Source organism: Lactonifactor longoviformis (assembly GCF_042848515.1).
GTDB classification, from domain to species: Bacteria; Bacillota; Clostridia; order Lachnospirales; family Lachnospiraceae; genus Lactonifactor; species Lactonifactor longoviformis.
The window spans coordinates 2,324,815-2,349,121 of record NZ_AP031453.1; the positions used below are offsets into that span (position 1 = coordinate 2,324,815).

A 24,307-nucleotide genomic window follows, 5' to 3' on the forward strand; every position below is an offset into this window, starting at 1 on the left:
AAACAAGGGACGCTGCCTTAACGCAGCGTCCCTAAGGGAAAGTATTATGAGTCCCGCAGTGGAATCAGTATTTTCAGAATAAAAGTATTTCCGTCTGTCTGGGTCCGGCAATGTCCTCCGTATTTTTCTACAGTCTTTTGTATATTTGGTAATCCAAATCCATGTAAAAGAACATCCTTTTTGGTGGTTTTTTCTGACAGCGGCAGGTCAGAAGCTGTGTTATTTTCTACGGTGGCAGCGAGCATATCCCGGACACGGGCCGCTTTAACCGTTATGAGTCTCTGGCCTGCCGGCAGTTTTTCACTGGCTTCTATGGCATTGTCCAGAGCATTCCCAAAGATGGTACTGATGTCCAGAGGCTCCAGGAAGGAACCGTCCTCAAAGTGTACTACCGCACTGAAATCGATTTTCTTTTCCCGGGAGATCCTGAATTTATCTCTGAGAATAATATCCAAAAAATCATTTCCAGTGTGCTGATAAGCTTCATAACCTTCAATTTGAGCTTTCAGAGTCTGAATGGTCTTTTGGGCTTCCCCGCTGCCGCCAGACTGTGCCTCCAGGATTAGCAGATGGTTTTTTAGATCATGATAAACACTTCGGACCCGTTCTTCCTCCTTTAGTCTGTCCCTGTAGTAGCTGTGCTGCATCTCCAATTCCTGAGCCCGGTAGGCAACCTGAACCGAATTACAGATATAAGAGGCGAGATAGACGCAGCCAAAGCTTGAGAAAATAGAGGCACCGCAGATGGGATAGACAATGACCGCATTTTCCGGCATGAAATATATAATAGTAAAAATAGCGACAAAAGAAGCCAGTGACAGCATGTCAACGATCAGCCATATCCGCGTGGTCAGGTTTGAGGTGATCTGAGAAAGAAACCTCCGCAGAATCAGCCATGCCCCCGCCCAGAACAGAAGGCGGAACAAAAAGGAAGCTGTGTGCAAGGCTGTACTGGTCAAAAGTAAGTCGTGCGTCCAGACAATATCCTGTCCGAACTCAATGGAGGCAGCCCTGTGAAACAGGCGGGCCCCGATATCCTGGGTCAGATAATTAATACCGATTAAAGCCGGGTAAAAGACCAGCACTACGGAACCTTTTACGATGAGGCTTCCCCGGTAAAAGATAAGGAGATAGAGTATAAAACCGATCATAGTACCTAAGATACCGACCAAATCATTGGAATAGATGACACAGTCAGCCAAGGGGATAAAGGCCAAAAAGGCGGCGGCCTTCATCAGGCGTTTTTTTCGGAGACATAAAAAAGTTTTGAGAATCCAGAAAAATACAAAGGCATAGGCAGCCGCAAAGACACAGGCAAGTCCATCAAGGAATGCTATCATCATAAAAAGTCCCCCCAGTAATCTGCCAGCTGCTCCATAAATTCTTTGCGCTTAGGCTGGCTGATAGGGATAATCTCGCCGGTGATCAGTTCGATCTCAAGTTTTTTTACTCCTTTGACAAAAAAGAGATTGACTATGTAACTTGTGTGACAACGGGCAAACCCTTTGCTGCGCAGGGCCTGTTCCATCTCCTTCATGCTTTTGCCGCAGATAATATTCTCCTGCTCAGTATGAAGAAGCAGACTGCGGTTAAAAGTCTCTATGTAGTGCAGGGTTTTCAGAAATATCCTGTATTTGCCGGAAGGAGAGGAAACTGCCAGATACGGGGAGTCTCCCTGGGGACGCCGCTTCCGCCACTTATCCATTTCCGCCTTCAGCCGGGCATATTTTATTGGTTTGATAATATAGTTGGTGGCCTGATATTTATAACCCTCCAGACTATATTGTGTTAATGTGGTAAGAAAGATAATGCTTACCTCTTCATCCATCTGACGGATCCGCTCTGCAGCTTTTAAGCCGTTCATTTGATTCATCTGAATATCAAGGAAAATCAAGTCAAAGGTAGTGTCGTATTTCTCCACTAACTCGCTGCCATCATAAAAGGGAGTAACTTTTATTTCCAGATCTGTTTGGGCAGCGTATTTTTGCAATAAATCATCCAAACTAGCAATAAAATTTTTCTCGTCGTCGCATACTGCTATGTGCAGCAAAAAAATCACCTCACATTTCATAAAGATACTTTTGGTATTATACCGTATTTTTATGTAGTTCACAAATAGTATCTTAAGATTAGACGTAAGCCATGGAAAGGGGCAATACCGGTAACGATATGCCTATATCGTTCAGTACACCCATAGCCTTTCGGTTCGGCATAGAAAAACGCTGTGAGAGATACCGCATGGAAGCGCTCATCTCTCCGTCAGGGCCGCCGTACTGGCTTAAGATAACCTGTGCTATTTTAGCGTTTGTTTTTGTGATATTGACCGGATACTGTAATCTTTTCTCATAATTCCACATAAATTATTTACAACCTCCTTTCACTTCCCAGGGCCAGGGCTGCATAACCCATTCCCAGGAATCACTGCAGGCGTCATCTGCAGTATCGATGGTCAGAGGTCCGTAATAGGCAGCGTATTCTTTCAGGGCTTCCTTGCGGATTGCAATTTTTTCCTGATAGAAGGCAAGGGCTTTCTCATCACACGGATGGGTATCCAGATAAAGGAGAATATCGTCCACAGCAAAGCTGACTTCGTTAATCAGCTGAAGTAATTGTTCTTTACATGGTTTGTTATTTCCATTCATCGATTCATCACCTGCTTTCCGGTAAATGGCTTGCAAAGTTCCGGGAAAATGGTTCCTACCTGAAGCGCTTTGCAGAGCTCAAAGGTAGAACGGAACTTCTGACAGGGAACATATCCCATGGCCAGGGGGAGAGAGTTGACAACAGAGTAATCACAGTCCACAGCCGGTTTGCAGGGAGCTGCGGAACGCGGTTCCGGAGTCCTGGACGGGCATGGAGGGGGATAATAGGGACGGTACCCTGGATAATTATTCATTCTGCATTTGTCCATAAGCATATCCTTTACAAAATTTAAGTTATTACAGTACTATCCTATGTCTTTTCATGGAAAATGTTCCGCGGAATGATTGCCTTTTCCGGCTGAAAAGGGTAGAATGAGTGTAAATTACATATGAGTACAGTAGCAGTAGGGGCAGACCCGGTTACAGGCAGAGATTCTTGTCAGGACAGGGTATGAATTAGTGCAGAGGTTGCAATTTATAGACTGCTGCCTGTTCCTCAGGTTGACTTACTGGTATTTGGAAAGGGGAAAAACTCATGAATCTGCACGAGTTGGTAGAGCAGAAGTCTTTGGAATTAAAAGAAAAGACAAAGGACATGAATGCGCTGATTCAGAACATTCCTGGAGGAGTGATGTGCTGTGAATATACCAGAGAATTAAAGCTGCTTTTCATCAGTGACGGTTTTCTGAAGATGACGGGATATACAAGAAAGGAGATTGCAGAACAGTTTCAAAATGAATTCTCACGTATGATATATCCCGAGGATTTGGAAAAAACCTGGGACAAGGTGGAAAAGCAGCTGGCACATAGGGATCAAAAAGAAATTGAATACAGGATAATCTGCAGAGATGGAAAGCTTCTTTATGTCCACGATAAAGGGCAGGTAGTAAACAGAGAAGACGGCAGCCAGGTTTTTTACTGCATTCTGACGGATATTGATCATATGAAAAAAGAGTCTCTGAAGCTCAGAGAACAGGCACAGAGGGATGCTCTCACAGGTTTGTATAATAAGATAACGGTGCAGAATCTGACAGAAGAAAAACTTTTGCATATGCAGGAAGGGGAGCAGGGTGCCTTCTTTATCATAGATATAGATAACTTCAAGCAAATCAATGACGTATTCGGACACCTGAACGGGGATGTGATGCTGGCAGAGGCCGGCAGAAGCCTGAAAAAGCTGGTGCGGAGCAACGATATTGTGGGAAGAGTGGGAGGCGATGAATTCGCAGTACTCCTGTGGGGGATTCAAAAGACAGAGGATGCAGAGAAGAAGGCCAAAGCGATATTGGATGCCTTTGGGAAGCTGATGAATAAGGAGATGGATAAACAGCAGATCTCCTGCAGCATCGGTATTGCCAGGATACCCGGAGACGGCAGAACCTTTCAGGACATCTTCAAAAATGCAGATGTGGCACTGTATTATGCCAAGAAAAAAGGGAAGAATAGATATGCTGTGTATGATAAGGGGATGCCTCCCCAGTCACTGACTGCGGCGGAGCTGAAGTCGTTTGCGGCCTCCGGGGAAAAAGAGATAGAATCCGACAAAAATCTGGGGGTGCTGCCCTACCAGCTGGCAGAATACGTGTTTCACATCCTTTATAATGGGGACAATCTTGAGGAATCGATTCCTCTGATCCTTGAAATTGTGGGCAGACAGATGGATGTAAGCAGAGTCTATATATTTGAGGATTCTGAGGACGGCACATACTGTACCAACACCTTTGAATGGTGTTCGGAAGGAATTGCACCGCAGAAGGAGTTTCTTCAGAAGGTGCCATACGCAGTGCTGGGAGATTATTATGATAATTTTGATGAGTACGGCATATATTACTGCAGGAATATCCGGGAGATGACAAAAGAACAATTTGAAATCCTGGACGCGCAGGGAATTAAATCTATGCTTCACTGCCTGATCCGTGACGGAGGAAAAAACAGGGGATACGTAGGGTTTGATGAGTGCCGGGAGAATCGGTTTTGGCCGCAGGCTCAGATTAAAACGCTCGCTTTGATTTCGGAAATGGTAGGGACTTTTCTTCTGAAGAAAAGAGCCCAGGACAGGAAGGAGCAGCTGCTGGACAGCCTGCACATGATTTTAGACAATCAGGAAGAATGGATTTATGCTGTGGAACGCAATACGTATAAGATTCAATACGCGAATCTGGCTACCCGGGAAGCTGTGAGGGAGGCTGCAGAGGGCAGCATATGCTACAAAGCCTTCTACCGCAGAGACACCCCCTGTGAGTACTGTCCCAGCCTCCGACTGAAGAGGGGAGGAAAAAAAGTCAGTGGGGTTTTATACAGCGAAGTGCTGGGGAAGAAGGTTATGGCAACAGCCGCCGCTATTCCCTGGCTGGATCAAAAAGAGGTGTTTCTTATGTCTTGCAGGGATATGAGCTGAATTCAGGATAGAAAGGCAGAAGTTTAAGGGTATATGGGAAAAATATTTGGCCGTCTGTATTACATTGTAAAGAAGAATATGAGAAGCCTTTTGGTATTTGAAATTATGTACCGGACTGCAACATTTCTTCTCAGTGGCTACTGCGTGCAGACAGCCATCGACTTTTCTCTGAAAAAACAGGGGTTCAGCTATCTTACGGCTGAGAACTATACAAGCTTTATTTTCCATCCCCTTTCTGTGGTTTTGGCGCTGGCCGTGTTTCTCCAAATTCTGTTTTTTCTGCTGATAGAAGCAGGTGCGCTGATCACCTGTTTTGAAGCTTCGTCCAACAGGCAGAAGGTGACACCGGGGGATCTTTTGTTCGGGGGGCTCTACAGGACCTTTATCATGATCCGGAAAAATAAGGCAGCATGGATTCTTGCAGCGGGACTGCCGGCTCCTATTATGGAGCTGCACCTTATTGTGAGGGAGATCTCTTATATTAAATTGCTGCAGTTTTCGGCACAGCAGCTCTATAAGGCTGTGCCATGGCACTGGGTGCTGTTTGCCGTATGCGGATTACTGCTTGCCTTTTCCCTGCTTTTCATCTATATCCTTCCCGGCAGCTTTATGACTGGGGGAAAATTAGGGAAACGGGTGCCGGAAGCCCTGAAATTATTTCGGAAAAATGCCGGAAAGACAGTTGTTGGAATTGCGGTGATTAATATACTTGTGGCCCTGATTGTAGGAACGGTATATCTCATTGCGGTTATATTTGTGGTCCTTTATTCTATGCTGACCAAATCAACAGCCATGGCAGCGGGGGCTGTCCTGACCTACAGCCGGTGGCTGGATATTGGACTGGGGCTGGCAGCAGGCGCGGTTGAGCTGGTTCTGACCTTAGCCTTTGTCTTTGTGATTTATGAGAAAGCCTATCCCGATTCGGTCAGCAACTGGAAGAAGCGGATATTGTTTCCCAGGCATACCTCAAAGGGACTGAAGCTGAGAAGAAGAGTTGCCGGGGTATTGACTGCCGTTCTGCTGGTATCTGAAGGGTTTTACGGTGTCTATGTGATGATACAGAGCCGCCAGACTGCGGAGAATATATGGAATTCTGTGGGGATTACAGCTCACCGGGGAGGGGCATTGATGGCGCCTGAGAATACGGTAAGCGCACTGGCTTATGCGAACGATACCCTCTGCGATTATGCTGAGATTGATGTGCAGGAGACAAAAGATCGTGTGCTTGTACTGCTCCACGACAATTCTCTGAAGCGAACGGCAGGCCTGAAGGAAAATATATGGAACGTAACCTACCCCCAGGTGAGCAAACTGGATGCAGGAATCAGTTTTCATAAAAAATTCAGGGGGGAAAAAATCCCCACACTGGAGGAGGCCATAAATTTTTCCAAAGGAAAGCTGGACTTAAATATTGAGATTAAGTATAATGGTGAGAATAAAGGGATCGCTAAGCGGGTCGTCCGGGAGATAGAGAAAAACGATTTTGCTGACCACTGTGTAATTACTTCAATGAACTATGATTTTCTGAAACAGGTTAAAAAGGCGAATCCTGATATTAGAACCGGTTATATTATGACCATGACTTACGGCAGTATTGCCAATGTGAAATACGCTGATTTTTTCAGTGTGAAACACACTTATGTAGATGAAGACTTTGTGGCAGAGGCTCATGCCTGCGGCAAAGAAGTACATGCCTGGACAGTGAATTACAGGGGAGATGTCAAGAGAATGATAAACTGCGGGGTAGATAACATAATTACCGATAACCCCGTTCTGGTGCGGAAGGTACTGGACCAGGAGAGTGATACAAGAACAGGATTTTGGGAACTGATGAAATATGCTCTTCGCATATAGAGCTTGAAATAACGGAAAGATAATAACGGAGGAACTTCATGTTAGCACAAGTGAAGGCATTAGTAAAAAGCAGAGAGAAACGTGCGAGAGCCAGGCAGAGGGCAAAAGAACGGCTAAGGGCGCAGATTGATTATTATGATTTCAATCTGGTGGCTGTGGTGCTGCTTCTTACCTGCTTTGGCCTTGTAATTTTATACAGCACCAGCGCCTATGTGGCGGAACTGAAATTCGGGGATGATATGGCCTATTTTGGAAAGCAGGCACTGATCAGTGTAGTCAGTATTCTGTTTGCACTGGTAATTTCCCGGCTGGATTACCACCTTTTGATGCCTCTGGCTTCCTTTATCTATCTGGCAGCGGCAGTACTGATGGTACTGGTAAAATCTCCTCTGGGAATTGTTGTAAACGGAGCCAGGAGGTGGCTGAAGATTGGCCCCATTCAGTTTCAGCCGTCGGAGGTAGCTAAGATTGCGGTGATTACGTTTATTCCTCTCTTGATTATCAAGATGGGGAAGCAGATTAAAACATGGAAGGCGTGCGTGATGCTGCTGTGTGCAGGAGGATTTTTGGGAGCGCTTGCTTATATTTTTACAGAAAACCTGAGCACAGGTATTATTATTGTTGGAATCACGGTTATCATGATATTTATAGCCCACCCCAGAACAAAACCTTTTATTATAGCCGGTGCGGGGGGAGCGGCCCTGATAGCCGGAGGGGTGGCAATCCTGGCAAAGACTCTGGAGACCAGCGAGAGCTTTCGTATTCGAAGAGTACTTGTATGGCTGGAGCCGGAGAAGTATATCAGCGACGGAGGATACCAGATTATGCAGGCGCTGTATGCCATAGGATCCGGCGGCTTTTTTGGGAAAGGCCTGGGAAACAGCGCGCAGAAACTTGGAGCCGTGCCGGAGGCACAGAACGATATGATATTTTCCATTATCTGTGAGGAACTTGGGGTATTTGGAGGAGCTGTAGTGCTGATACTGTTTGCGTACCTGCTGTACCGGCTGATGTTTATTGCTCAGAATGCCCCGGATTTGTACGGTTCACTGCTTGTCTGCGGCATTTTCGGCCATATAGCCCTCCAGGTTATACTGAATATCTGCGTGGTAATTAATCTGATTCCTACTACGGGAATTACGCTTCCCTTTATCAGCTATGGAGGTACGTCCATTCTATTCCTGATGTCAGAGATCGGAATTGCCCTCAGTGTATCCCGGCGGATAAAGTTTCAGAAGCAGGAAGAATAGAAAATTATAGTTGACAAAACGGGCAATAGCAGATATACTTTGAATGTCAAAGTATTCGGGCCGGAGGAAGATTCCTCTGGGTGAGCATACAGCTTTCGCTGTATGGTAAAGTTTAATTAAAGGAGATTATGATATGTTAGAAAAGATGAGAGAAATCATTGCGGAACAGTTAAATTGCGAAGAAGGCAACATTACTCCGGAGACGTCCTTCAAGGATGATTTGGGAGCAGATTCTTTGGATTTATTCGAATTAGTGATGGCTCTTGAAGATGAATACTCTGTAGAGATTCCTGCTGAGGAACTGCAGGAGCTGACAACTGTGGGCGCTGTAATGGAGTATTTAAAAAATAAAGGTGTGGAGGCATAAAGCCCACACCTTTCTCTATAAGAAATACATGTGAATCCGGCAAGCCGGATTTTTTTACTAAATAGGAAACTCTGTTCCCTATGTAATAAAAAACCCTCCGGGGGATCACACTGCGGCGGAAAGGAAGATGCTATCTGCGACAGCCCGCTGCAGGCCGAGATTGCGCTTTCGCGCAATCTTTCTTGTGAACATATAGTTTGATATACAAAATATTTTATGCACAAAGGAGTTTTCAGAGATGAAGAAAATTGCATTTGTTTTTCCGGGACAGGGAGCCCAGTATGCAGGGATGGGACAGGATTTCTATGAGAAGATGCCTGTATGTAAGGCGGTGTTCGACTGCTCCAGCCAGGTAACGGGACTGGATCTTCCGGAACTTTGTTTTACGGAAAATAGTCGTCTGAATATTACAGAATACACACAGATTGCTATGCTGACGGTATCAGCAGCCATATTAAAGGCGGTGGAGGAAACCGGACTCTCATCCTGTGTGAACGCCGGGCTGAGTCTGGGAGAATACGGAGCCCTCGTGGCGTCCAAAGCTCTGTCGTTAGAGGATGCATTCGCCCTTGTGAGAAAGAGGGGAATCTTTATGCAGGAGGCAGTTCCCTTTGGAGGAGCTATGGCTGCTGTCATGGGGCTGGACGGAGATGCGATTGCAGGGATCTGTGATGCTGTCCCGGGGACAGTTTCTGTAGCTAATTATAATTGTCCGGGACAGATTGTAATAACCGGACAGGAGACGGCCGTGGAGGCTGCCAAAGTAAAACTAAAAGAGGCGGGAGCCAGAAGAATTGTCCCCCTCAAGGTCTCCGGGCCTTTCCACTCCCGGCTGCTGGACGGTGCGGGCGAAAAACTCCGGGAGGAATTAAAAAAGGCAGAGATACATCCCATTGAAACTCCCTATGTAACGAATGTCACGGCAGAATACATCGAGGACAGCGGCTGTGTAAAGGAGCTTCTCGTCCGGCAGGTGTCTTCCCCCGTAAAGTGGCAGCAAAGCGTGGAGACGATGATATCCGGGGGTGTTGATACCTTTGTGGAGATTGGACCAGGAAAAACTCTCAGCGGGTTTATCAGAAAAATCAGCCGGGATGTGACAGTAATGAATATACAGAACACAGAAGACTTTCAGAAGGTAATGGAACACCTGGCTTAGGCCTGTGAGAAAGGAATTGGATATGAAAAAAAGCATAGCTTTAGTGACAGGAGCGTCCAGGGGCATCGGAAAAGCCATCGCCCTTACGCTTGCAAAAGAAGGCATATTTGTAGTGGTAAATTATAACGGATCCCGGGAACGGGCAGAAGAAGCAGTGAGAGAAATAAAGGAGGCAGGAGGTGACGGGACTGTATGGCAGTGCAGCGTAGCTGATTATGGCGCCTGTCAGGAGATGATCGCAGGGATTGTAAAAGCTTATGGATCCCTGGATATACTGGTGAACAATGCAGGAATCACCAGAGACAATCTGGCAATGAAGATGAGAGAAGAAGAGTTTGACGAGGTCATCGCAACGAATCTGAAAGGAACCTTCAACACCATTCGGCACACAGCGCGTCAGATGCTGAAGCAGCGCGGGGGAAAAATTATTAATATTTCTTCTGTCTCTGGTGTTATGGGCAATGCGGGTCAGGTAAATTATTCCGCGTCTAAGGCTGGGGTCATCGGACTTACAAAATCAATGGCCAGAGAACTGGCAAGCAGGGGGATAACCGTGAATGCGGTAGCTCCCGGGTTTATTGCCACAGAGATGACAGAAGTCTTAAGTGAAGACGTGAAGAAATATGCGGAAAGCCAGATTCCTCTGGGACACTTTGGGAGTCCTGAGGATGTTGCCCGGATGGTGGCATTTCTGGCTTCTGAGAATGCAAACTATATTACCGGCCAGGTCATCTGTGTGGATGGCGGCATGAGCATGTAGGAGGGACAAAATGAAGAGAGTAGTAGTGACAGGAATGGGAGCCATTACCCCTCTGGGGCTGAATGTAGAAGAGTTTTGGGCAGGAGTGAAGGCAGGGAAGACTGGGTTTGGAGAGATTACAAAGTTTGACGCATCTGAATACAAAGCCCATCTGGCGGCAGAAGTGAAAGGCTTTGTGGGCAAGGAATACATGGATTTTAAGGCGGCAAAGAGAATGGAACTGTTCTGCCAGTATGCAGTGGCGGCTGCAAAGGAAGCAATTGAACAGTCTGGATATTGTCTTGGGGAGGAAGATCCCTACCGGGTTGGATGTGCTGTAGGCTCAGGGATCGGAAGCCTCCAGGCTATGGAACGTGAACACACAAAACTTCTGGAAAAAGGGCCGAACCGCGTGAATCCGCTTCTGGTTCCCCTGATGATCTCCAATATGGCAGCAGGAAATGTCTCCATTCAGTTTGGACTGAAGGGGAAAAGTATCAACGTGGTAACTGCCTGTGCAACAGGAACCAACAGCATCGGAGAAGCATACCGGACGATTCAGCTGGGAGAGGCTGATATCATGGTAGCCGGGGGCACAGAGGCATCGGTGACTCCCATCGGCATCGGCGGATTCGCGGCGCTGACAGCGCTGTCCACATCCACTGATCCGGGACGCTGCTCTATCCCCTTTGACAAAGAAAGAGATGGCTTCGTTATGGGGGAAGGGGCAGGTGTCGTAGTTCTGGAGGAGCTGGAGCATGCAAAGGCCAGAGGCGCCGGGATTCTGGCGGAGGTGGCCGGCTATGGAACGACCAGTGATGCCTACCATATCACGTCTCCGGCAGAAGATGGGGAAGGCGCGGCCAGGGCCATGGAGCATGCTATAAGGGAAGCAGGAATCACTCCTGAGGATGTGCCGTATATTAATGCCCACGGCACGAGTACCCATCACAACGACTTGTTTGAGACAAGGGCGATTAAAAAACTGTTCCAGGAACACGCCAAAAATCTGAAAGTGAACTCTACCAAATCCATGATTGGACATCTTCTGGGGGCTGCCGGAGCAGTGGAATTTATCACCTGTGTAAAATCCATACAGGACAGCTATGTCCATGAAACCGTGGGGTACCGGGTGCAGGATGAAGAATGTGACCTTGATTATGTGACAGGGCACGGAATTGAGATGGATGTTCCTTATGCCCTTACCAATTCCCTGGGATTTGGCGGACACAACGCCAGTCTGCTGGTGAAAAAGTACACAGAGTAGGAGGGGATGAGAATGGAATTTGATAAGATTATTACCTTAATTCGCACCGTTAGTGACTCTTCACTGACACATTTTCAAATGGAAGATAAGGATTTGAAACTATCCATGAAAACGAATAAGCAGCCGAAGTTTGCTGCCGGACAGGCCGTTCTGGATCCTGTGCCAACGGCACAGAGCGGGTCTGAGTTTTCTGTAAAGATAGAGGAAGAGGGACAGGAGATCCTCGCAGGAAAAGTTGTAAAGGCTCCTCTGGTGGGTACTTTTTATAATTCAGCCTCTCCGGAAGCAGGTCCTTTTGTCCATGTGGGCGACACCGTAAAAAAAGGCCAGGTTCTTGGAATTGTAGAGGCTATGAAACTGATGAATGAAATTGAATCAGAATATGACGGGGTGGTAGAGCAGGTTTTAGCAGAAAATGAGCAGGTAGTAGAATACGGACAGCCGCTGTTCGTCATTAGATAGGAGGAGATGTGAATGGAACTGGGTACCAAAGAAATTATGGAGATTATTCCTCACAGACAGCCATTTTTACTGATAGATACCGTACAGGAACTGGAGCCCGGAGTGAGGGCAAAAGGGACAAAATGTGTCAGCTTTAATGAGCCTTATTTTGCCGGACATTTTCCGGGACAGCCGGTAATGCCTGGTGTCCTGGAGATCGAAGCACTGGCTCAGCTGGGGGCAGTGGCTATCTTAAGCAAACCTGAGTGCAGGGGAAAAACTGCTTTCTTTGCGTCTATTAAGTCAGCTAAGTTCAAAGAAAAAGTGCTGCCGGGGGATGTACTGACACTGGAGATAGAGATTATAAAGCAAAAAGGGCCCATCGGGGTAGGGGCTGCGAAGGCCACCAACCAAAAGGGGAAGATTACAGCGGTTGCAGAGCTGACATTTGCAATCAGTTAGGAGTTTGTATGTTTCAGAAAATATTAATTGCCAACCGGGGAGAGATTGCCGTACGGATTATCAGAGCCTGCAGAGAACTGGGAATACAAACGGTGGCGGTCTATTCAGAGGCTGACAGGGATGCCCTGCATACACAGCTGGCAGATGAGGCCGTATGCATTGGTCCGGCCCAGGCCTCAGAGAGTTATCTGAACATGGAAAGAATCCTGAGCGCTACCATTGCTACCAAGGCAGAAGCTATTCATCCGGGATTTGGCTTTTTATCGGAGAACAGTAAGTTTGTAGAAATGTGCGAAAAATGCAGCGTGGCATTTATCGGTCCCTCTGCAGCCCTGATTAACAAAATGGGTAATAAATCTGAGGCCAGGAGAACCATGATAGAGGCAGGTGTACCGGTGGTGCCGGGGACCAGAGAGCCTGTATATACCCTGGAGGAAGCCCTGAAAGCTGCAAAGCAGATTGGCTTCCCTGTCATGATCAAAGCTTCCTCCGGAGGGGGAGGCAAAGGAATGCGCATTGCAGAATCAGAGGAAGAGTTCCCGGATAATTTTAATACGGCCCAGAGGGAATCCGTCAATGCATTTGGAGACGATACCATGTACCTGGAGCGGTATGTGGGAAGGCCAAGACATATAGAGGTACAGATTATCGCAGACAAATATGGGAATGTGGTGCAGCTGGGAGAAAGAGACTGTTCCGTTCAGAGACGGCATCAGAAGCTGATTGAGGAGTCTCCATCCAGTGCAATCACCCCGGGCCAGAGAGAAGAGATAGGCAGAACCGCTGTCCTGGCTGCCAGAGCAGTCGGGTATGAGAATGCAGGTACCATAGAATTTCTTTTGGACAGAACAGGTGAATACTTTTTTATGGAAATGAATACCAGAATCCAGGTAGAGCATCCTGTGACAGAGTTTGTCTCAGGGGTTGATCTTATAAAAGAACAGATTTCCATCGCTGCAGGTCTGCCCTTAAGTGTCAGGCAGGAGGACATATCTCTTCGGGGGCATGCCATAGAGTGCAGGATCAATGCGGAGGATCCGGCCAGAAATTTTATGCCCTGTCCGGGTACCATAGAAAACCTGCATGTGCCCGGGGGCAATGGGGTTCGGATTGACACTGCCGTGTATACGGGATATACGATCCCTCCGAATTACGACTCCATGATCATGAAGGTAATTGTATATGACAAAGACAGAGAGTCCGCCATTGCCAAGATGCGCAGCACTCTGGGGGAGGTTATCATAGAAGGGCTCAGCACGAATCTTGACTTTCAGTATGATATCCTGAACCAGGAAGATTTTATAACAGGGAATGTGACGACTCATTTTATCCAGGAGCATTACGAGTAAGGAGTGTAAAAAATGGCCCGTTTAAAAGAATTATTCAAAAAAAGTAATTATATTACACTGTCGGGAACCAGAGAGGTACCTTCTTCCCCCTCTGTTCCGGAAGGACTCTGGATGAAGTGTCCCAAATGCAAAGAGGTAATATATAAGGAAGATGTGGTGAAAAACCACTATGTGTGCCCAAAATGTCAGGGATATTTCCGTATGAAGGCAAAGACCAGAATTAAGATGATTGCAGATAAAGGTTCTTTTGAGGAATGGTTTGCCGGAATGCCGGTGTCGAATCCCTTAGATTATCCTGAATATGAGGAGAAGATTGCGCAGGTGCAGGAAAAGACCCATCTGGATGAGGCGGTACGAATCGGAAAAGCCAAGATCGAAGGGGAATCTGTGGTGATCGGTGTCTGTGACGCAAGATTCCTAATGGGAAGCATGGGATATGTGGTGGGAGAGAAGATCACAAGCTCCATCGAGCGGGCAACAGAGGAAAAGCTTCCTGTAATTCTTTACTGCTGCTCCGGAGGCGCAAGAATGCAGGAGGGAATGGTATCTCTTATGCAGATGGCGAAGACTTCGGCTGCAATCAAGCGGCACAGCCTGGCAGGACTGCTCTACCTTCCTGTTCTTACAGATCCCACCACTGGGGGAGTAACGGCCAGCTTTGCCATGCTGGGGGACATTATTTTGGCAGAACCCGGAGCGCTCATCGGATTTGCCGGTCCCAGAGTGATACAGCAGACCATTGGACAGAAACTGCCGGAGGGATTTCAGAGGGCAGAATTTCTGGTAGAGCATGGAATCATTGACGGTATTTTGACCAGAGAGAAGCAGAAAAGTACCCTTCTGGGTCTGGTGCGTCTGCATAAGAGAAACAGGTCTTATACACAGTTCTGCCAGATTCCTCTTTCTGAAATACAGGAAAAAAGTTTAGATAAGAGGCAGGGAAAGCACAGAGACGGGGGAAAAGAGATTGGGGCCTGGGAGAGGGTGCAGATCGCAAGAGACGCCGGGAGGCCTTCCAGTTTGGATTATATCCATGCAGTCTTTGATGAATTCCTGGAGCTTCACGGAGACCGGGCATTTCGGGATGACGGAGCCATCGTGGGCGGTCTGGGGCTTCTGGATGGCCAGCCGGTCACTGTCCTGGGAGTGCAGAAGGGAAAAAACACAAAGGATAATATACGCTGTAATTTCGGTATGCCCTCCCCGGAGGGATATCGGAAAGCGCTGCGTCTGATGAAGCAGGCAGAGAAATTTAACCGTCCGGTTATCAATTTTATAGATACACCGGGGGCATTCTGCGGAATCGAAGCAGAAGAGAGGGGACAGGGGGAAGCGATAGCCAGAAATCTTATGGAAATGTCAGATTTAAAAGTCCCTGTTCTGAGTATTGTGATTGGAGAGGGAGGAAGCGGAGGGGCGCTGGCCCTTGCTGTGGCAAATGAAGTCTGGATGATGGAAAATGCTACGTATTCCATTTTGTCACCGGAAGGATTTGCCTCTATCCTCTGGAAAGACAGCAAGATGGCGCCGGAGGCCTCAGAGGTTATGAAGATAACAGCCTCGGACCTTTACAAGCTGCAGATCATTGAGCGTATTATTCCGGAACCAGTCCCCGCCGGTCTTGACAATCTGGGAGAAATCGCAGAGGAACTGAAAAAAGAGATGAAATCCTTCCTTTGCCGGATGGATCAGAAAAATCCCGAGGAGATAGCCGCACTGCGCTATGAAAGGTTTAGGAGGATGTAAATGGACAGAAAACCCTTAAAAATAGGAGAACTTACGGCACGTATTCCCGTGATTCAGGGAGGAATGGGCGTCGGTGTCAGCCTGGGAGGCCTGGCAGGAAGCGTGGCTGCAGCCGGTGGTGTAGGCGTAATATCTACAGCACAGATCGGCTGGAGGGAGGAAGATTTCAAAAAAAATCCTCTGGAAGCAAATTTCCGGGCTGTAAAAAAAGAAATTGCAAAAGCAAGAGAATTGGCACAGGGCGGGATTATCGGAGTAAATATAATGGTAGCCACCCAGCACTATCAGGACTATGTAAAAACGGCAGTATCCGCAGGAATTGATCTGATTATCTCAGGAGCCGGCCTGCCCATTGATCTCCCAAAGATGGTGGAGAATTCAAAGACAAAGATAGCTCCTATTGTATCATCCCTGAAATCACTGCATGTGATCTGCAAGATGTGGGACAGAAAATATCACAGGGCCCCGGACCTGGTTGTCATAGAAGGGCCGAAAGCCGGAGGACATCTGGGATTCACAAAGGAAGAGCTCTCGGATACGGACGCCCTGGACTATGATTCTGTCATCCGCTCTATCATCCTCCAGACCAGAGAATATGAAGAGAAGTTCGGAAAAGAGATACCTGTAGTGGTTGCCGGAGGTATCTTTGACCGAGAGGATATGGATCATGCGCTCAGCCTTGGAGCGGACGGAGTACAGATGGGTACCAGATTCGTTACCACCTATGAGTGTGATGCCAGTCCGGCATATAAGCAGGCTTATATCAAGGCAGAAAAAGAAGACATCTGTATCGTCCAGAGCCCTGTGGGCATGCCGGGAAGAGCCATAAAAAATGAGTTTATGGAACGGGTGAAGGCGAAGAGACAGCCGATTCCGTATTGCTATCACTGTATCACTACCTGCAAACCAAAAGAAATACCTTACTGTATCACGGACGCTCTGGTGCAGGCGGTAGAGGGGAATGTGGATCATGGATTGCTGTTCTGCGGAGCCAATGCTTACCGCTGCAGAAAGCTGGAATATGTCAAAGATATTTTCCAGGAACTGGCTTAACTGATGCTTGAAAAAAAACAGCACTTAAGGTATAATATGTCTGCAATGGGGTACTGGTTCATACCATGTACCCTTTTTTGAGGAAAAAGTTAACAGCAATAAAAAGAGGGGCGATAGAATGAATTTGGATAGTATTCGGAAGGTTTTGGATGAAAGTAGAAATGTAGTGTGTCTGGAAGGAATCACCATCTGTGAGGACTGCGGCTGTATGAATTACCGAAGTGACAGCAGTGCCTACGCAATCGAAGAAAAGTACGGTTATTCCCCGGATGAAATGTTCAGCTCTGTGTTTTATACTACCCGTACCAAGCAGTTTTTTGATTTCTATCGCAATGAAATACTGGCCAGCCCGGGAACGCCGGGGGAGGGACTTAAGACGCTGGCCCGCATGGAAGAGGACGGCAAGCTGAATGCAATTGTTACCAGAGAGATATTTTCCCTGGCAAAGAGGGCAGGATGTAAAAATGTCATCGAATTTCACGGGAATATATACAGCAATAAATGTCCACACTGCGGTCAGGTTTTTCCCTTTGAGTATATGCTGAAAAGCAGAGATATCCCCATGTGCCATAAATGCAATGTACCGGTAAGACCTCAGGTAAGGCTGGTGGGGGAGATGGTAGATAATTATCTGATTTCCAGAGCAGCAGATGAGATCCGCAAGGCAGATACCCTGCTGGTTATCGGTTCTACCCTTCATTCCTATCTGTGTCAGACCTGTTTGAAGTACTTTATGGGAGAAAAACTGATTTTGATAAACAGGGAACCCCATTTCAGCGATGCCAATGCTGATTTCGTCTATCATGGCAGTCCGGACGAGATCCTGCCGAAGATCTATCATTAACTATAAAAGAACCAGGAGAATCATGATGAGTACAGTAAAAACAAGATTTGCCCCAAGCCCTACAGGGAGAATGCACGTAGGAAATTTAAGGACGGCTTTATATGCCTATCTGATTGCAAAACACGAGAACGGAAGCTTTATGCTGAGAATCGAGGACACGGATCAGGAACGCTTTGTGGAAGGTGCTCTTGAGATTATCTACCATACCCTGGAAGAAACCGGTCTGCTCCATGATGAAGGACCGGATAAAGACGGGGGAGTGGGTCCTTACGTCCAGAGTGAGAGAAATGCTCTGGGAATTTATAAAAAATATGCAGAGCAGCTGATTGCGCAGAGGGATGCCTATTACTGCTTCTGCGATAAAGAACGCCTGGAATCCCTTCGGACGAATGTGGCAGGCAAAGAGATTGCCATGTATGACAAGCACTGTCTATCTCTCACAAAAGAGGAGATAGAAGAAAAGCTGAAGGCGGGAGTTCCCTACGTTATCCGTTTCAATATGCCCTCCGAAGGCACTACAACCTTCCGGGATGATATCTACGGGGAAATTACAGTGCCCAACGAGGAGCTGGATGATCTGATTCTGATCAAATCCGACGGATATCCCACCTATAATTTCGCAAATGTAGTGGATGATCACCTGATGGGAATCACCCATGTGGTAAGAGGTAATGAATATCTCTCCTCTGCCCCCAAATACAACAGAATCTACGAAGCCTTCGGATGGGAGATCCCCACCTATGTGCACTGCCCTCTGATTACCAACGAGGAGCATAAAAAGCTGAGCAAACGGTCCGGACACTCATCCTATGAGGATCTCATCGATCAGGGATTTGTGACAGAAGCTATTGTCAACTACGTTGCACTTCTGGGATGGAGCCCGGAGGAGAACCGGGAGATTTATTCCCTGGAGGAACTGGTGAAGGTCTTCGACTATCATCATATGAGCAAATCACCGGCTGTGTTTGACATTGTCAAACTGAAATGGATGAACGGGGAATATATCAAAGCCATGGATTTTGATCAGTTTTATGAGAGAGCGCTTCCTTTTATTCAGAACACTCTGAGCCGGAAGGTAAATCTAAAAAAAGTAGCTGAGATGGTGAAAACAAGAATAGAGGTATTCCCTGAAATTCCGGAATTAATCGATTTTGTGGAAGATGTTCTGGAATATGACACAGAGATGTACCGCCATAAAAAAATGAAGACAACTCCGGAATCCTCTCTTAGTCTGCTGCAGGAGGTACTCCCTGTGCTGGAGGAACAAAATGATTACAGCAATGATGCACTCTATGAGCTCCTGTGCGGATTTGCAAAAGAAAAAGGATACAAAAATGGCTATGTACTGTGGCCCGTCCGCACTGCCCTCTCCGGAAAACAGATGACACCCGCCGGGGCGACAGAGATTCTGGAACTGCTGGGCAAAGAGGAATCTATCCGCAGGATTCAGGCTGCAATTGTAAAATTAGGTGCTTAATGGAATATAACGAATCACAAAAAACTGCAATTATGCATTATAAAGGTCCCTTTCTGTGTCTGGCGGGACCCGGTTCCGGGAAGACTACTGTCTTAACCCGCCGGGTTCTCCAGCTGATTGGGGAATATCAGGTGTCTCCTTCCTCTATCCTGGTAGTGACGTTTACAAAAGCCGCTGCCAGAGAGATGAAGGAGCGCTTTTTGCGTTTATCCCAAACTGCCTCCACACAGGTTACCTTCGGAACCTTTCACGGTGTGTTTTATGGGATCCTACGCCATGCCTACGGGCTGAGTGCCCGGAATATTATTGGCGAAGACCAAAAATATTCCATTTTAAGAGAACTGATACGCAGCAGCCGGCTGGAAGTCGAGGATGAAAAAGAGCTTATTACAGATATTATCGGCGAGATCAGCACGGTAAAGACAGGAAGGATTGCCCTGGAACACTACTATTCCGCGGCCTGTCCCGAAGAGTCGTTCCGTGATATCTACAGGGGTTACCAGGAAAGATGCAGGAGTGCCAGACTCCTGGATTTCGACGATATGCTGGTGTGGTGCTATGAACTGCTCACGCAGAGGGAGGACATAAGGAAAGCCTGGCAGAATAAGTTTAAGTATATCCTGGTAGACGAATTTCAGGATATTAATAAGCTGCAGTATGAGATAATAAAGATTCTGGCCCTGCCTCAAAACCATCTCTTTATAGTGGGAGATGATGATCAGTCCATCTATGGCTTCCGGGGAGCCAAACCTCAAATTATGCTTCAGTTTCCGGAAGAGTATCCGGATGCGGGGAGGGTAACTTTGGCCTGCAATTACCGCTCTACCAAGAGAATTCTGGAAGCCAGCCAGAATGTAATCCATCACAATCAGGAGCGTTTTCCCAAGGAGATAAAAACCATAAATGAGCTGGGGGATCCTATCGAAGTCAGGGGATTCGAAACAGAAATCCTGGAAAACCGCTGGGTGAGGGACCGGATACTGAAAGCAAAAGAGGCGCAGGAGCCCCTGGAAGAAATCGCCGTTCTGTTTCGGACCAACCTGGGGGCAAGATATCTGGTGGAAATGCTCATGGAGTACCAGCTTCCTTTTCATATGAGAGATCTGCTGCCCAATCTCTATGAGCACTGGATTACCAGGGATCTGCTGGCATATATCCAGATTGCCCTGGGTGACAGAAGCAGGAAAAATTTTTATCAGATTATGAACCGGCCCAACCGCTATCTGTCCCGGGATTCGGTGGACTCCGGCGAATTTTCTTTTGAAGGGCTGCGCTGGTATTATGAGGATAAGGAATGGATGTGCGACAGGATTGACCGGTTGGAGGAGGATCTCAGGATCCTAAAGGGCATGACTCCCTATGGTGCGGTCAATTATATCCGGAAGGGGATAGGATATGAGGCTTATCTGAAAGAATATGCAGTGTACCGCAGGATAAAAGCAGAAGATCTGCTGGAAACCCTGAGAGAGATACATGAGAGTACCAAGGGATACCGAAGTTTTGCTGCATGGTTTGCCCACATGGAAGAGTTCTCCGAAAAGCTGAAAGAGCAGGCAAAACACCAGTCGGAACAAAAAGAGGGTGTTACCATTTCCACTCTGCACAGCATCAAAGGGCTGGAGTATGATGAGGTATATATACTGGATGTAAACGAAGGGGTGATGCCCTATCACAAAGCGGTGCTGGAAGAGGAGATAGAAGAAGAACGGCGGCTTTTTTATGTGGGTATGACGAGAGCCAGGAAGCGGCTTCACCTGTGCTATTCCGACGAAAAACAGGAGATGTCCCGTTTCCTGGAAGAGATGAAAGTCAGAAATACTAATTTCTCCTTCTAAAAACAGATTGTCCTCATATATTGTTTTAAAGAGGTGAGGAACATTAAGAAGGAACCCATTATTCAATTATTTCCTCTGTCAGTCAGGGGAATTCTGTCCAAAGCCCGGATGGATATGGACAATGTCTATGAGATACGTCTTCGGGTCAATGCTCCTTTGATTGTAGTTTACCAGGGTACAGAATATTTCCTGACCCGGGAGGGGCAGTTTACACATAGGAGAGAAAACGCATATCTGGTCAGCGCCCAGGAAGTGAAAGAGACTATGGGATACGTAAGCAGTTATTCCCTGTATGCCTTTGAGGATGAAGTCCGCCAGGGATTTATCACTATTCAGGGCGGCCACCGTGTGGGAATCGCAGGCAAGGCTGTCATGGAGGGGGACAAGGTGAAAAGCGTGAAATATATATCTTATGTAAATCTGCGCCTGTCCCATCAGATAAAAGGCTGTGCCACATCGATTATGCCCTACCTGATACAGGAAGATACCATTTATCACACCCTTCTTATATCTCCGCCCAGATGCGGAAAGACTACTATGCTTCGGGACATTATCCGCCAGATCTCTGACGGATGGGATAAATTTCCCGGGATCACTGTGGGGGTGGTGGATGAGCGATCCGAAATCGGAGGATCCTACCTGGGCATTGCCCAGAATGATCTGGGGATTCGGACGGATATTCTGGACTGCTGTCCGAAAGCCGAGGGTATGATGATGCTGATCCGGTCTATGTCGCCCTCAGTAGTGGCGGTAGACGAGCTGGGGGATTATGAGGACATTCACGCCATCGAATCTGTAATCCACTGCGGCTGCAGACTGCTGGCCACAGTTCACGGAAGCACCATAGAGGATATTAAGAGGAAGCCTCTTATGCAGCGTCTGATGAATGAACGCATCTTTGACAGGTATGTGATTCTGAAAAAAGAGAAACAGGCGGGAACTGTACATGCAATCTATGATGCCAGAGGCAGCTGCCTCTATCAGGGGAGTGGTACATCATGATCAAAGTGATAGGAATCTGTCTCGTGATAGGTGCATCTTCCGGCATCGGATATCTGATGAGCCTGTCTCTGACAAAGAGATACCAGCAGCTGAAAACTATCAGGAGACTGCTTCTCTTTTTAAAAGGGGAAATCTCCTATGGCAAATCTACATTGCCGGAGGCTCTGGACCAGATCGGTCAGAAGCTTCCGGAACCTTTCCATTTATTTCTTACAGAAGTGGCCCGCAAGGCCTGCCAATACGACGGGCGGACCTTTCAGGAGCTTTTCGCAGAAGGTGTGGATGAACATCTGTCATCCAGCAGCCTTACCCCAAAAGATAAAGAAAGTCTAAAACAGATTGGCCAGTATCTGGGATACCTGGATATTGCCATGCAGATAAGCACGCTGGAATTGTACCAGCAGGAGCTGGAACTGGAATTGAAAGAAATCGAGGCTACCATTCCGGCAAAAAAGAGAATCTATCAGAGCCTGGGTGTGATGGGCGGACTGTTTCTGGCCATTGCACTGGCATAAATCTGTACAAAGGGGGAGGGGAAGTTGGAAGTAAGTCTCTTATTTAAAATAGCGGCAGTGGGAATCCTGGTATCCGTATTATGTATGGTATTGAAGCACAGCCAGAGAGAGGAACAGGCATTCTTAACCAGCCTTGCGGGATTAATCCTGGTTTTATTCTGGGTACTTCCCTATATCTATGATTTATTTCAAACCATAAAAGATTTATTCTCCCTGTAAACGGGAAAAGAGGTGGTGGAACACATGGAGATGATAAAAGTAGCTATTCTCGGGATGGCTGGGATTCTACTGGGCATTTTCCTGAAGGGGGTAAAGCCGGAGTATTCTATTTATATCAGCCTGGGAGTCAGCCTGTGTATTTTTACATATGCCATAGGGAAGCTGGAATATCTCTTTGATTCCGTAAACCAGCTTCAGGAATACCTGCCGATCAGCACGTCCTACCTGACCACGCTGCTGAAAATGATAGGAATCACTTATATCGGCCAGTTTACATCCGGAATCTGCAAGGATGCCGGGTATGGTTCTATCGGCAATCAGATAGAGGTATTCAGTAAATTATACATTATGGTCATCAGTATGCCTGTACTTCTGGCTGTTATGGAGACCATTCACGGGTTTCTGTCATGAAAGGCCATGCCCCCTTTCGCATCGGTCTGGCCGCCGCTGTGCTTTTTATACTGATTCTGGGAAATATCCAGTCTGTCAGTGCATCGGATCAGGAAGAAGAAATTATTGAAGCAGTACCTCCTTCAGAGTCGGAAAAGACCCGGGAGGAGATTCAGATGCAGGAAACCATGGAGGACAAGGGCAGAGAGATCGAAGACAGTATGATGGAAGATATGGACCTGAATCAGGTGCAGGAAGCTATCACAGAACTTCTTGGAGAGAACAGCTTCGATCTGGGAACGGCCATGGAGCGGCTGATGAACGGGGAACAGATTTTTACCAAAGAGAATTTCAGAGAAGTCATACAGCAGGTGCTCCTTACCTCCTTTTCCGTGGAGAAGGAGACGATGGTTCATGTACTTTTGCTGGTCTTGCTTGCAGCTCTCTTTACTAATTTTTCCAACGTTTTTGAGAATGGTCAGATTGGGGAGATTAGTTTTTACATGATTTATATGCTTCTTCTTGCCGTGCTGATCCATTCCTTCGGCACGCTAAGCAGCCAGGTACATGATACACTGACAGGGCTTACCACCTTCATGAAGGCTCTGGCACCCGCGTATTTTCTGGCCATCACTGTATCTACCGGTGCAGGGACAGCCATGATGTTTTATGAAATGGTGCTGATTTTAATCTATCTGGTACAGGTTCTGCTTCTCACCGTGATCCTTCCCGGCATCAATGTGTTTGTGCTTCTTGAACTGGTAAATTATCTGCACAGTGAAGATTTTCTCTCAAAGATGGCAGAATTGATGAAGACATTAATTGAGTGGACACTTAGAACTTGCCTGGCAGTGGTGGTGGGACTTCAGGTGGTGCAGAATATGGTCACCCCTGCACTGGATTCCCTGAAGCGAACCTTTCTGGGGAAGACTGCCAGCGCCATTCCAGGGATTGGAAATGCGGTGGATGCGGTGACTGAGGTAGTACTGGGCACTTCCGTGCTGGTGCGCAATTGCCTTGGTGTAGTGGCGATTATAGTTTTGGTGATTCTGGGCCTCTCCCCTCTGATTAAAATGGGGTTTACCACGATTCTGTATAAATTTCTGGCAGCTCTCACCCAGCCTATATCGGACAAGCGGATGGTGGGCTGCCTTAGTACTATCGGGGAAGGATGTGCCCTGCTGTTAAGGGTGCTTCTTACCGTTGAGGTGTTGTTCATGATCACAATTGCTATACTGGCCACATCATTTTTTCAGACATAATTACGGAATACGGCGCATATTTTCCAACAGGGGAGG

Annotated in this window: 24 protein-coding genes and 1 pseudogene; 20 read left to right on the top strand and 5 right to left on the bottom strand. The window is 47.1% G+C overall.

Annotated features, from left to right (window positions below):
* Window positions 1–44: 44 nt before the first annotated feature.
* The 5 genes and pseudogenes from ACGHCT_RS10625 to ACGHCT_RS10645 form a co-directional block, all read right to left on the bottom strand.
* A complete protein-coding gene (locus ACGHCT_RS10625; RefSeq protein WP_390439958.1) occupies window positions 45–1,343 on the bottom strand; it encodes a GHKL domain-containing protein in 1,299 nt (432 codons plus the stop codon).
* Entirely contained in the window at window positions 1,340–2,113 is a 774-nt protein-coding gene (locus ACGHCT_RS10630) for a LytR/AlgR family response regulator transcription factor (RefSeq protein ID WP_390439961.1), read from the bottom strand. The genes ACGHCT_RS10625 and ACGHCT_RS10630 overlap by 4 nt, the downstream gene beginning before the upstream one ends.
* 58 nt (window positions 2,114–2,171) lie before the next feature.
* Window positions 2,172–2,357 (bottom strand): annotated as a pseudogene (locus tag ACGHCT_RS10635) (manganese catalase family protein); the annotation flags it as partial.
* 3 nt (window positions 2,358–2,360) lie between these two features.
* Window positions 2,361–2,642: a spore coat protein CotJB gene (locus ACGHCT_RS10640; RefSeq protein WP_072850046.1), complete on the bottom strand. Its 282-nt coding sequence runs from the start codon at window positions 2,640–2,642 to the stop codon at window positions 2,361–2,363.
* Window positions 2,639–2,911: a spore coat associated protein CotJA gene (locus tag ACGHCT_RS10645; RefSeq protein ID WP_242975697.1), complete on the bottom strand. Its 273-nt coding sequence runs from the start codon at window positions 2,909–2,911 to the stop codon at window positions 2,639–2,641. The genes ACGHCT_RS10640 and ACGHCT_RS10645 overlap by 4 nt, the downstream gene beginning before the upstream one ends.
* Before the next feature lie 266 nt (window positions 2,912–3,177).
* Here ACGHCT_RS10645 and ACGHCT_RS10650 point away from each other — a divergent pair, with 266 nt between their 5' ends.
* The 20 genes from ACGHCT_RS10650 to ACGHCT_RS10745 all read left to right on the top strand — a co-directional run bounded on the left by ACGHCT_RS10650 (window position 3,178) and on the right by ACGHCT_RS10745 (window position 24,271).
* Entirely contained in the window at window positions 3,178–5,040 is a 1,863-nt protein-coding gene (locus ACGHCT_RS10650) for a diguanylate cyclase (protein WP_390439964.1), read from the top strand.
* Between the two features lie 33 nt (window positions 5,041–5,073).
* The gene (locus ACGHCT_RS10655; protein ID WP_390439967.1) at window positions 5,074–6,894 is read left to right on the top strand and encodes a glycerophosphodiester phosphodiesterase family protein; all 1,821 of its coding nucleotides are present in this window, start codon (window positions 5,074–5,076) and stop codon (window positions 6,892–6,894) included.
* Between the two features lie 38 nt (window positions 6,895–6,932).
* The gene (locus tag ACGHCT_RS10660) at window positions 6,933–8,144 is read left to right on the top strand and encodes an FtsW/RodA/SpoVE family cell cycle protein (RefSeq protein ID WP_072850041.1); all 1,212 of its coding nucleotides are present in this window, start codon (window positions 6,933–6,935) and stop codon (window positions 8,142–8,144) included.
* Window positions 8,145–8,277: 133 nt separating this feature from the next.
* Window positions 8,278–8,511 carry an acyl carrier protein gene (gene acpP, locus ACGHCT_RS10665; RefSeq protein WP_072850039.1) on the top strand — a complete coding sequence of 78 codons (234 nt, stop codon included), beginning with the start codon at window positions 8,278–8,280 and terminating at the stop codon, window positions 8,509–8,511.
* 238 nt (window positions 8,512–8,749) lie between these two features.
* Window positions 8,750–9,670, top strand: a complete 921-nt coding sequence (gene fabD / locus ACGHCT_RS10670) for an ACP S-malonyltransferase (protein ID WP_072850037.1) — start codon at window positions 8,750–8,752, stop codon at window positions 9,668–9,670.
* Window positions 9,671–9,692: 22 nt separating this feature from the next.
* Window positions 9,693–10,430, top strand: a complete 738-nt coding sequence (gene fabG, locus ACGHCT_RS10675) for a 3-oxoacyl-[acyl-carrier-protein] reductase (protein ID WP_390439970.1) — start codon at window positions 9,693–9,695, stop codon at window positions 10,428–10,430.
* A gap of 10 nt (window positions 10,431–10,440) precedes the next feature.
* The gene (fabF, locus tag ACGHCT_RS10680; RefSeq protein ID WP_072850033.1) at window positions 10,441–11,676 is read left to right on the top strand and encodes a beta-ketoacyl-ACP synthase II; all 1,236 of its coding nucleotides are present in this window, start codon (window positions 10,441–10,443) and stop codon (window positions 11,674–11,676) included.
* Window positions 11,677–11,688: 12 nt separating this feature from the next.
* A complete protein-coding gene (gene accB / locus ACGHCT_RS10685) occupies window positions 11,689–12,138 on the top strand; it encodes an acetyl-CoA carboxylase biotin carboxyl carrier protein (RefSeq protein ID WP_390439974.1) in 450 nt (149 codons plus the stop codon).
* 12 nt (window positions 12,139–12,150) lie between these two features.
* On the top strand, window positions 12,151–12,579 hold the full coding sequence (fabZ, locus tag ACGHCT_RS10690) for a 3-hydroxyacyl-ACP dehydratase FabZ (RefSeq protein ID WP_072850029.1): 429 nt from the start codon (window positions 12,151–12,153) through the stop codon (window positions 12,577–12,579).
* A gap of 8 nt (window positions 12,580–12,587) precedes the next feature.
* Window positions 12,588–13,928 (top strand): acetyl-CoA carboxylase biotin carboxylase subunit, encoded by a 1,341-nt coding sequence (locus ACGHCT_RS10695; protein WP_072850027.1) that lies wholly within the window; start codon window positions 12,588–12,590, stop codon window positions 13,926–13,928.
* 12 nt (window positions 13,929–13,940) lie between these two features.
* On the top strand, window positions 13,941–15,674 hold the full coding sequence (locus ACGHCT_RS10700; protein ID WP_390439979.1) for an acetyl-CoA carboxylase carboxyltransferase subunit alpha: 1,734 nt from the start codon (window positions 13,941–13,943) through the stop codon (window positions 15,672–15,674).
* Window positions 15,675–16,727 (top strand): nitronate monooxygenase family protein, encoded by a 1,053-nt coding sequence (locus ACGHCT_RS10705; protein WP_072850023.1) that lies wholly within the window; start codon window positions 15,675–15,677, stop codon window positions 16,725–16,727. It begins immediately after the preceding gene.
* Window positions 16,728–16,845: 118 nt separating this feature from the next.
* Window positions 16,846–17,571 carry a Sir2 family NAD-dependent protein deacetylase gene (locus ACGHCT_RS10710; RefSeq protein WP_072850021.1) on the top strand — a complete coding sequence of 242 codons (726 nt, stop codon included), beginning with the start codon at window positions 16,846–16,848 and terminating at the stop codon, window positions 17,569–17,571.
* Between the two features lie 25 nt (window positions 17,572–17,596).
* A complete protein-coding gene (gene gltX / locus ACGHCT_RS10715) occupies window positions 17,597–19,048 on the top strand; it encodes a glutamate--tRNA ligase (RefSeq protein WP_390439983.1) in 1,452 nt (483 codons plus the stop codon).
* A complete protein-coding gene (locus tag ACGHCT_RS10720; RefSeq protein ID WP_072850017.1) occupies window positions 19,048–20,883 on the top strand; it encodes an ATP-dependent helicase in 1,836 nt (611 codons plus the stop codon). The genes gltX and ACGHCT_RS10720 overlap by 1 nt, the downstream gene beginning before the upstream one ends.
* Before the next feature lie 33 nt (window positions 20,884–20,916).
* A complete protein-coding gene (gene spoIIIAA, locus ACGHCT_RS10725) occupies window positions 20,917–21,885 on the top strand; it encodes a stage III sporulation protein AA (protein WP_341443393.1) in 969 nt (322 codons plus the stop codon).
* Window positions 21,882–22,400: a stage III sporulation protein AB gene (locus ACGHCT_RS10730; protein WP_072850015.1), complete on the top strand. Its 519-nt coding sequence runs from the start codon at window positions 21,882–21,884 to the stop codon at window positions 22,398–22,400. The genes spoIIIAA and ACGHCT_RS10730 overlap by 4 nt, the downstream gene beginning before the upstream one ends.
* A gap of 24 nt (window positions 22,401–22,424) precedes the next feature.
* Window positions 22,425–22,619 carry a stage III sporulation protein AC gene (spoIIIAC, locus tag ACGHCT_RS10735; protein WP_072850013.1) on the top strand — a complete coding sequence of 65 codons (195 nt, stop codon included), beginning with the start codon at window positions 22,425–22,427 and terminating at the stop codon, window positions 22,617–22,619.
* Window positions 22,620–22,643: 24 nt separating this feature from the next.
* Window positions 22,644–23,030 (top strand): SpoIIIAC/SpoIIIAD family protein, encoded by a 387-nt coding sequence (locus ACGHCT_RS10740; protein ID WP_072850011.1) that lies wholly within the window; start codon window positions 22,644–22,646, stop codon window positions 23,028–23,030.
* Window positions 23,027–24,271 carry a stage III sporulation protein AE gene (locus ACGHCT_RS10745; RefSeq protein ID WP_084067703.1) on the top strand — a complete coding sequence of 415 codons (1,245 nt, stop codon included), beginning with the start codon at window positions 23,027–23,029 and terminating at the stop codon, window positions 24,269–24,271. Before ACGHCT_RS10740 ends, ACGHCT_RS10745 begins: the two co-directional genes overlap by 4 nt.
* The last annotated feature ends 36 nt before the right edge of the window (window positions 24,272–24,307 follow it).

Coding starts and splice junctions, on each gene's coding strand:
- ACGHCT_RS10660 (WP_072850041.1), top strand. CDS start 6,933: ATGTTAGCACAAGTGAAGGCATTAGTAAAAAGCAGAGAGAAACGTGCG.
- ACGHCT_RS10745 (WP_084067703.1), top strand. CDS start 23,027: ATGAAAGGCCATGCCCCCTTTCGCATCGGTCTGGCCGCCGCTGTGCTT.
- fabD (WP_072850037.1), top strand. CDS start 8,750: ATGAAGAAAATTGCATTTGTTTTTCCGGGACAGGGAGCCCAGTATGCA.
- fabG (WP_390439970.1), top strand. CDS start 9,693: ATGAAAAAAAGCATAGCTTTAGTGACAGGAGCGTCCAGGGGCATCGGA.
- ACGHCT_RS10655 (WP_390439967.1), top strand. CDS start 5,074: ATGGGAAAAATATTTGGCCGTCTGTATTACATTGTAAAGAAGAATATG.
- ACGHCT_RS10640 (WP_072850046.1), bottom strand. CDS start 2,642: ATGAATGGAAATAACAAACCATGTAAAGAACAATTACTTCAGCTGATT.
- acpP (WP_072850039.1), top strand. CDS start 8,278: ATGTTAGAAAAGATGAGAGAAATCATTGCGGAACAGTTAAATTGCGAA.
- ACGHCT_RS10710 (WP_072850021.1), top strand. CDS start 16,846: ATGAATTTGGATAGTATTCGGAAGGTTTTGGATGAAAGTAGAAATGTA.
- ACGHCT_RS10645 (WP_242975697.1), bottom strand. CDS start 2,911: ATGGACAAATGCAGAATGAATAATTATCCAGGGTACCGTCCCTATTAT.
- ACGHCT_RS10695 (WP_072850027.1), top strand. CDS start 12,588: ATGTTTCAGAAAATATTAATTGCCAACCGGGGAGAGATTGCCGTACGG.
- accB (WP_390439974.1), top strand. CDS start 11,689: ATGGAATTTGATAAGATTATTACCTTAATTCGCACCGTTAGTGACTCT.
- ACGHCT_RS10650 (WP_390439964.1), top strand. CDS start 3,178: ATGAATCTGCACGAGTTGGTAGAGCAGAAGTCTTTGGAATTAAAAGAA.
- fabZ (WP_072850029.1), top strand. CDS start 12,151: ATGGAACTGGGTACCAAAGAAATTATGGAGATTATTCCTCACAGACAG.
- ACGHCT_RS10625 (WP_390439958.1), bottom strand. CDS start 1,343: ATGATGATAGCATTCCTTGATGGACTTGCCTGTGTCTTTGCGGCTGCC.
- ACGHCT_RS10705 (WP_072850023.1), top strand. CDS start 15,675: ATGGACAGAAAACCCTTAAAAATAGGAGAACTTACGGCACGTATTCCC.
- gltX (WP_390439983.1), top strand. CDS start 17,597: ATGAGTACAGTAAAAACAAGATTTGCCCCAAGCCCTACAGGGAGAATG.
- ACGHCT_RS10700 (WP_390439979.1), top strand. CDS start 13,941: ATGGCCCGTTTAAAAGAATTATTCAAAAAAAGTAATTATATTACACTG.
- ACGHCT_RS10720 (WP_072850017.1), top strand. CDS start 19,048: ATGGAATATAACGAATCACAAAAAACTGCAATTATGCATTATAAAGGT.
- fabF (WP_072850033.1), top strand. CDS start 10,441: ATGAAGAGAGTAGTAGTGACAGGAATGGGAGCCATTACCCCTCTGGGG.
- ACGHCT_RS10740 (WP_072850011.1), top strand. CDS start 22,644: ATGGAGATGATAAAAGTAGCTATTCTCGGGATGGCTGGGATTCTACTG.
- ACGHCT_RS10730 (WP_072850015.1), top strand. CDS start 21,882: ATGATCAAAGTGATAGGAATCTGTCTCGTGATAGGTGCATCTTCCGGC.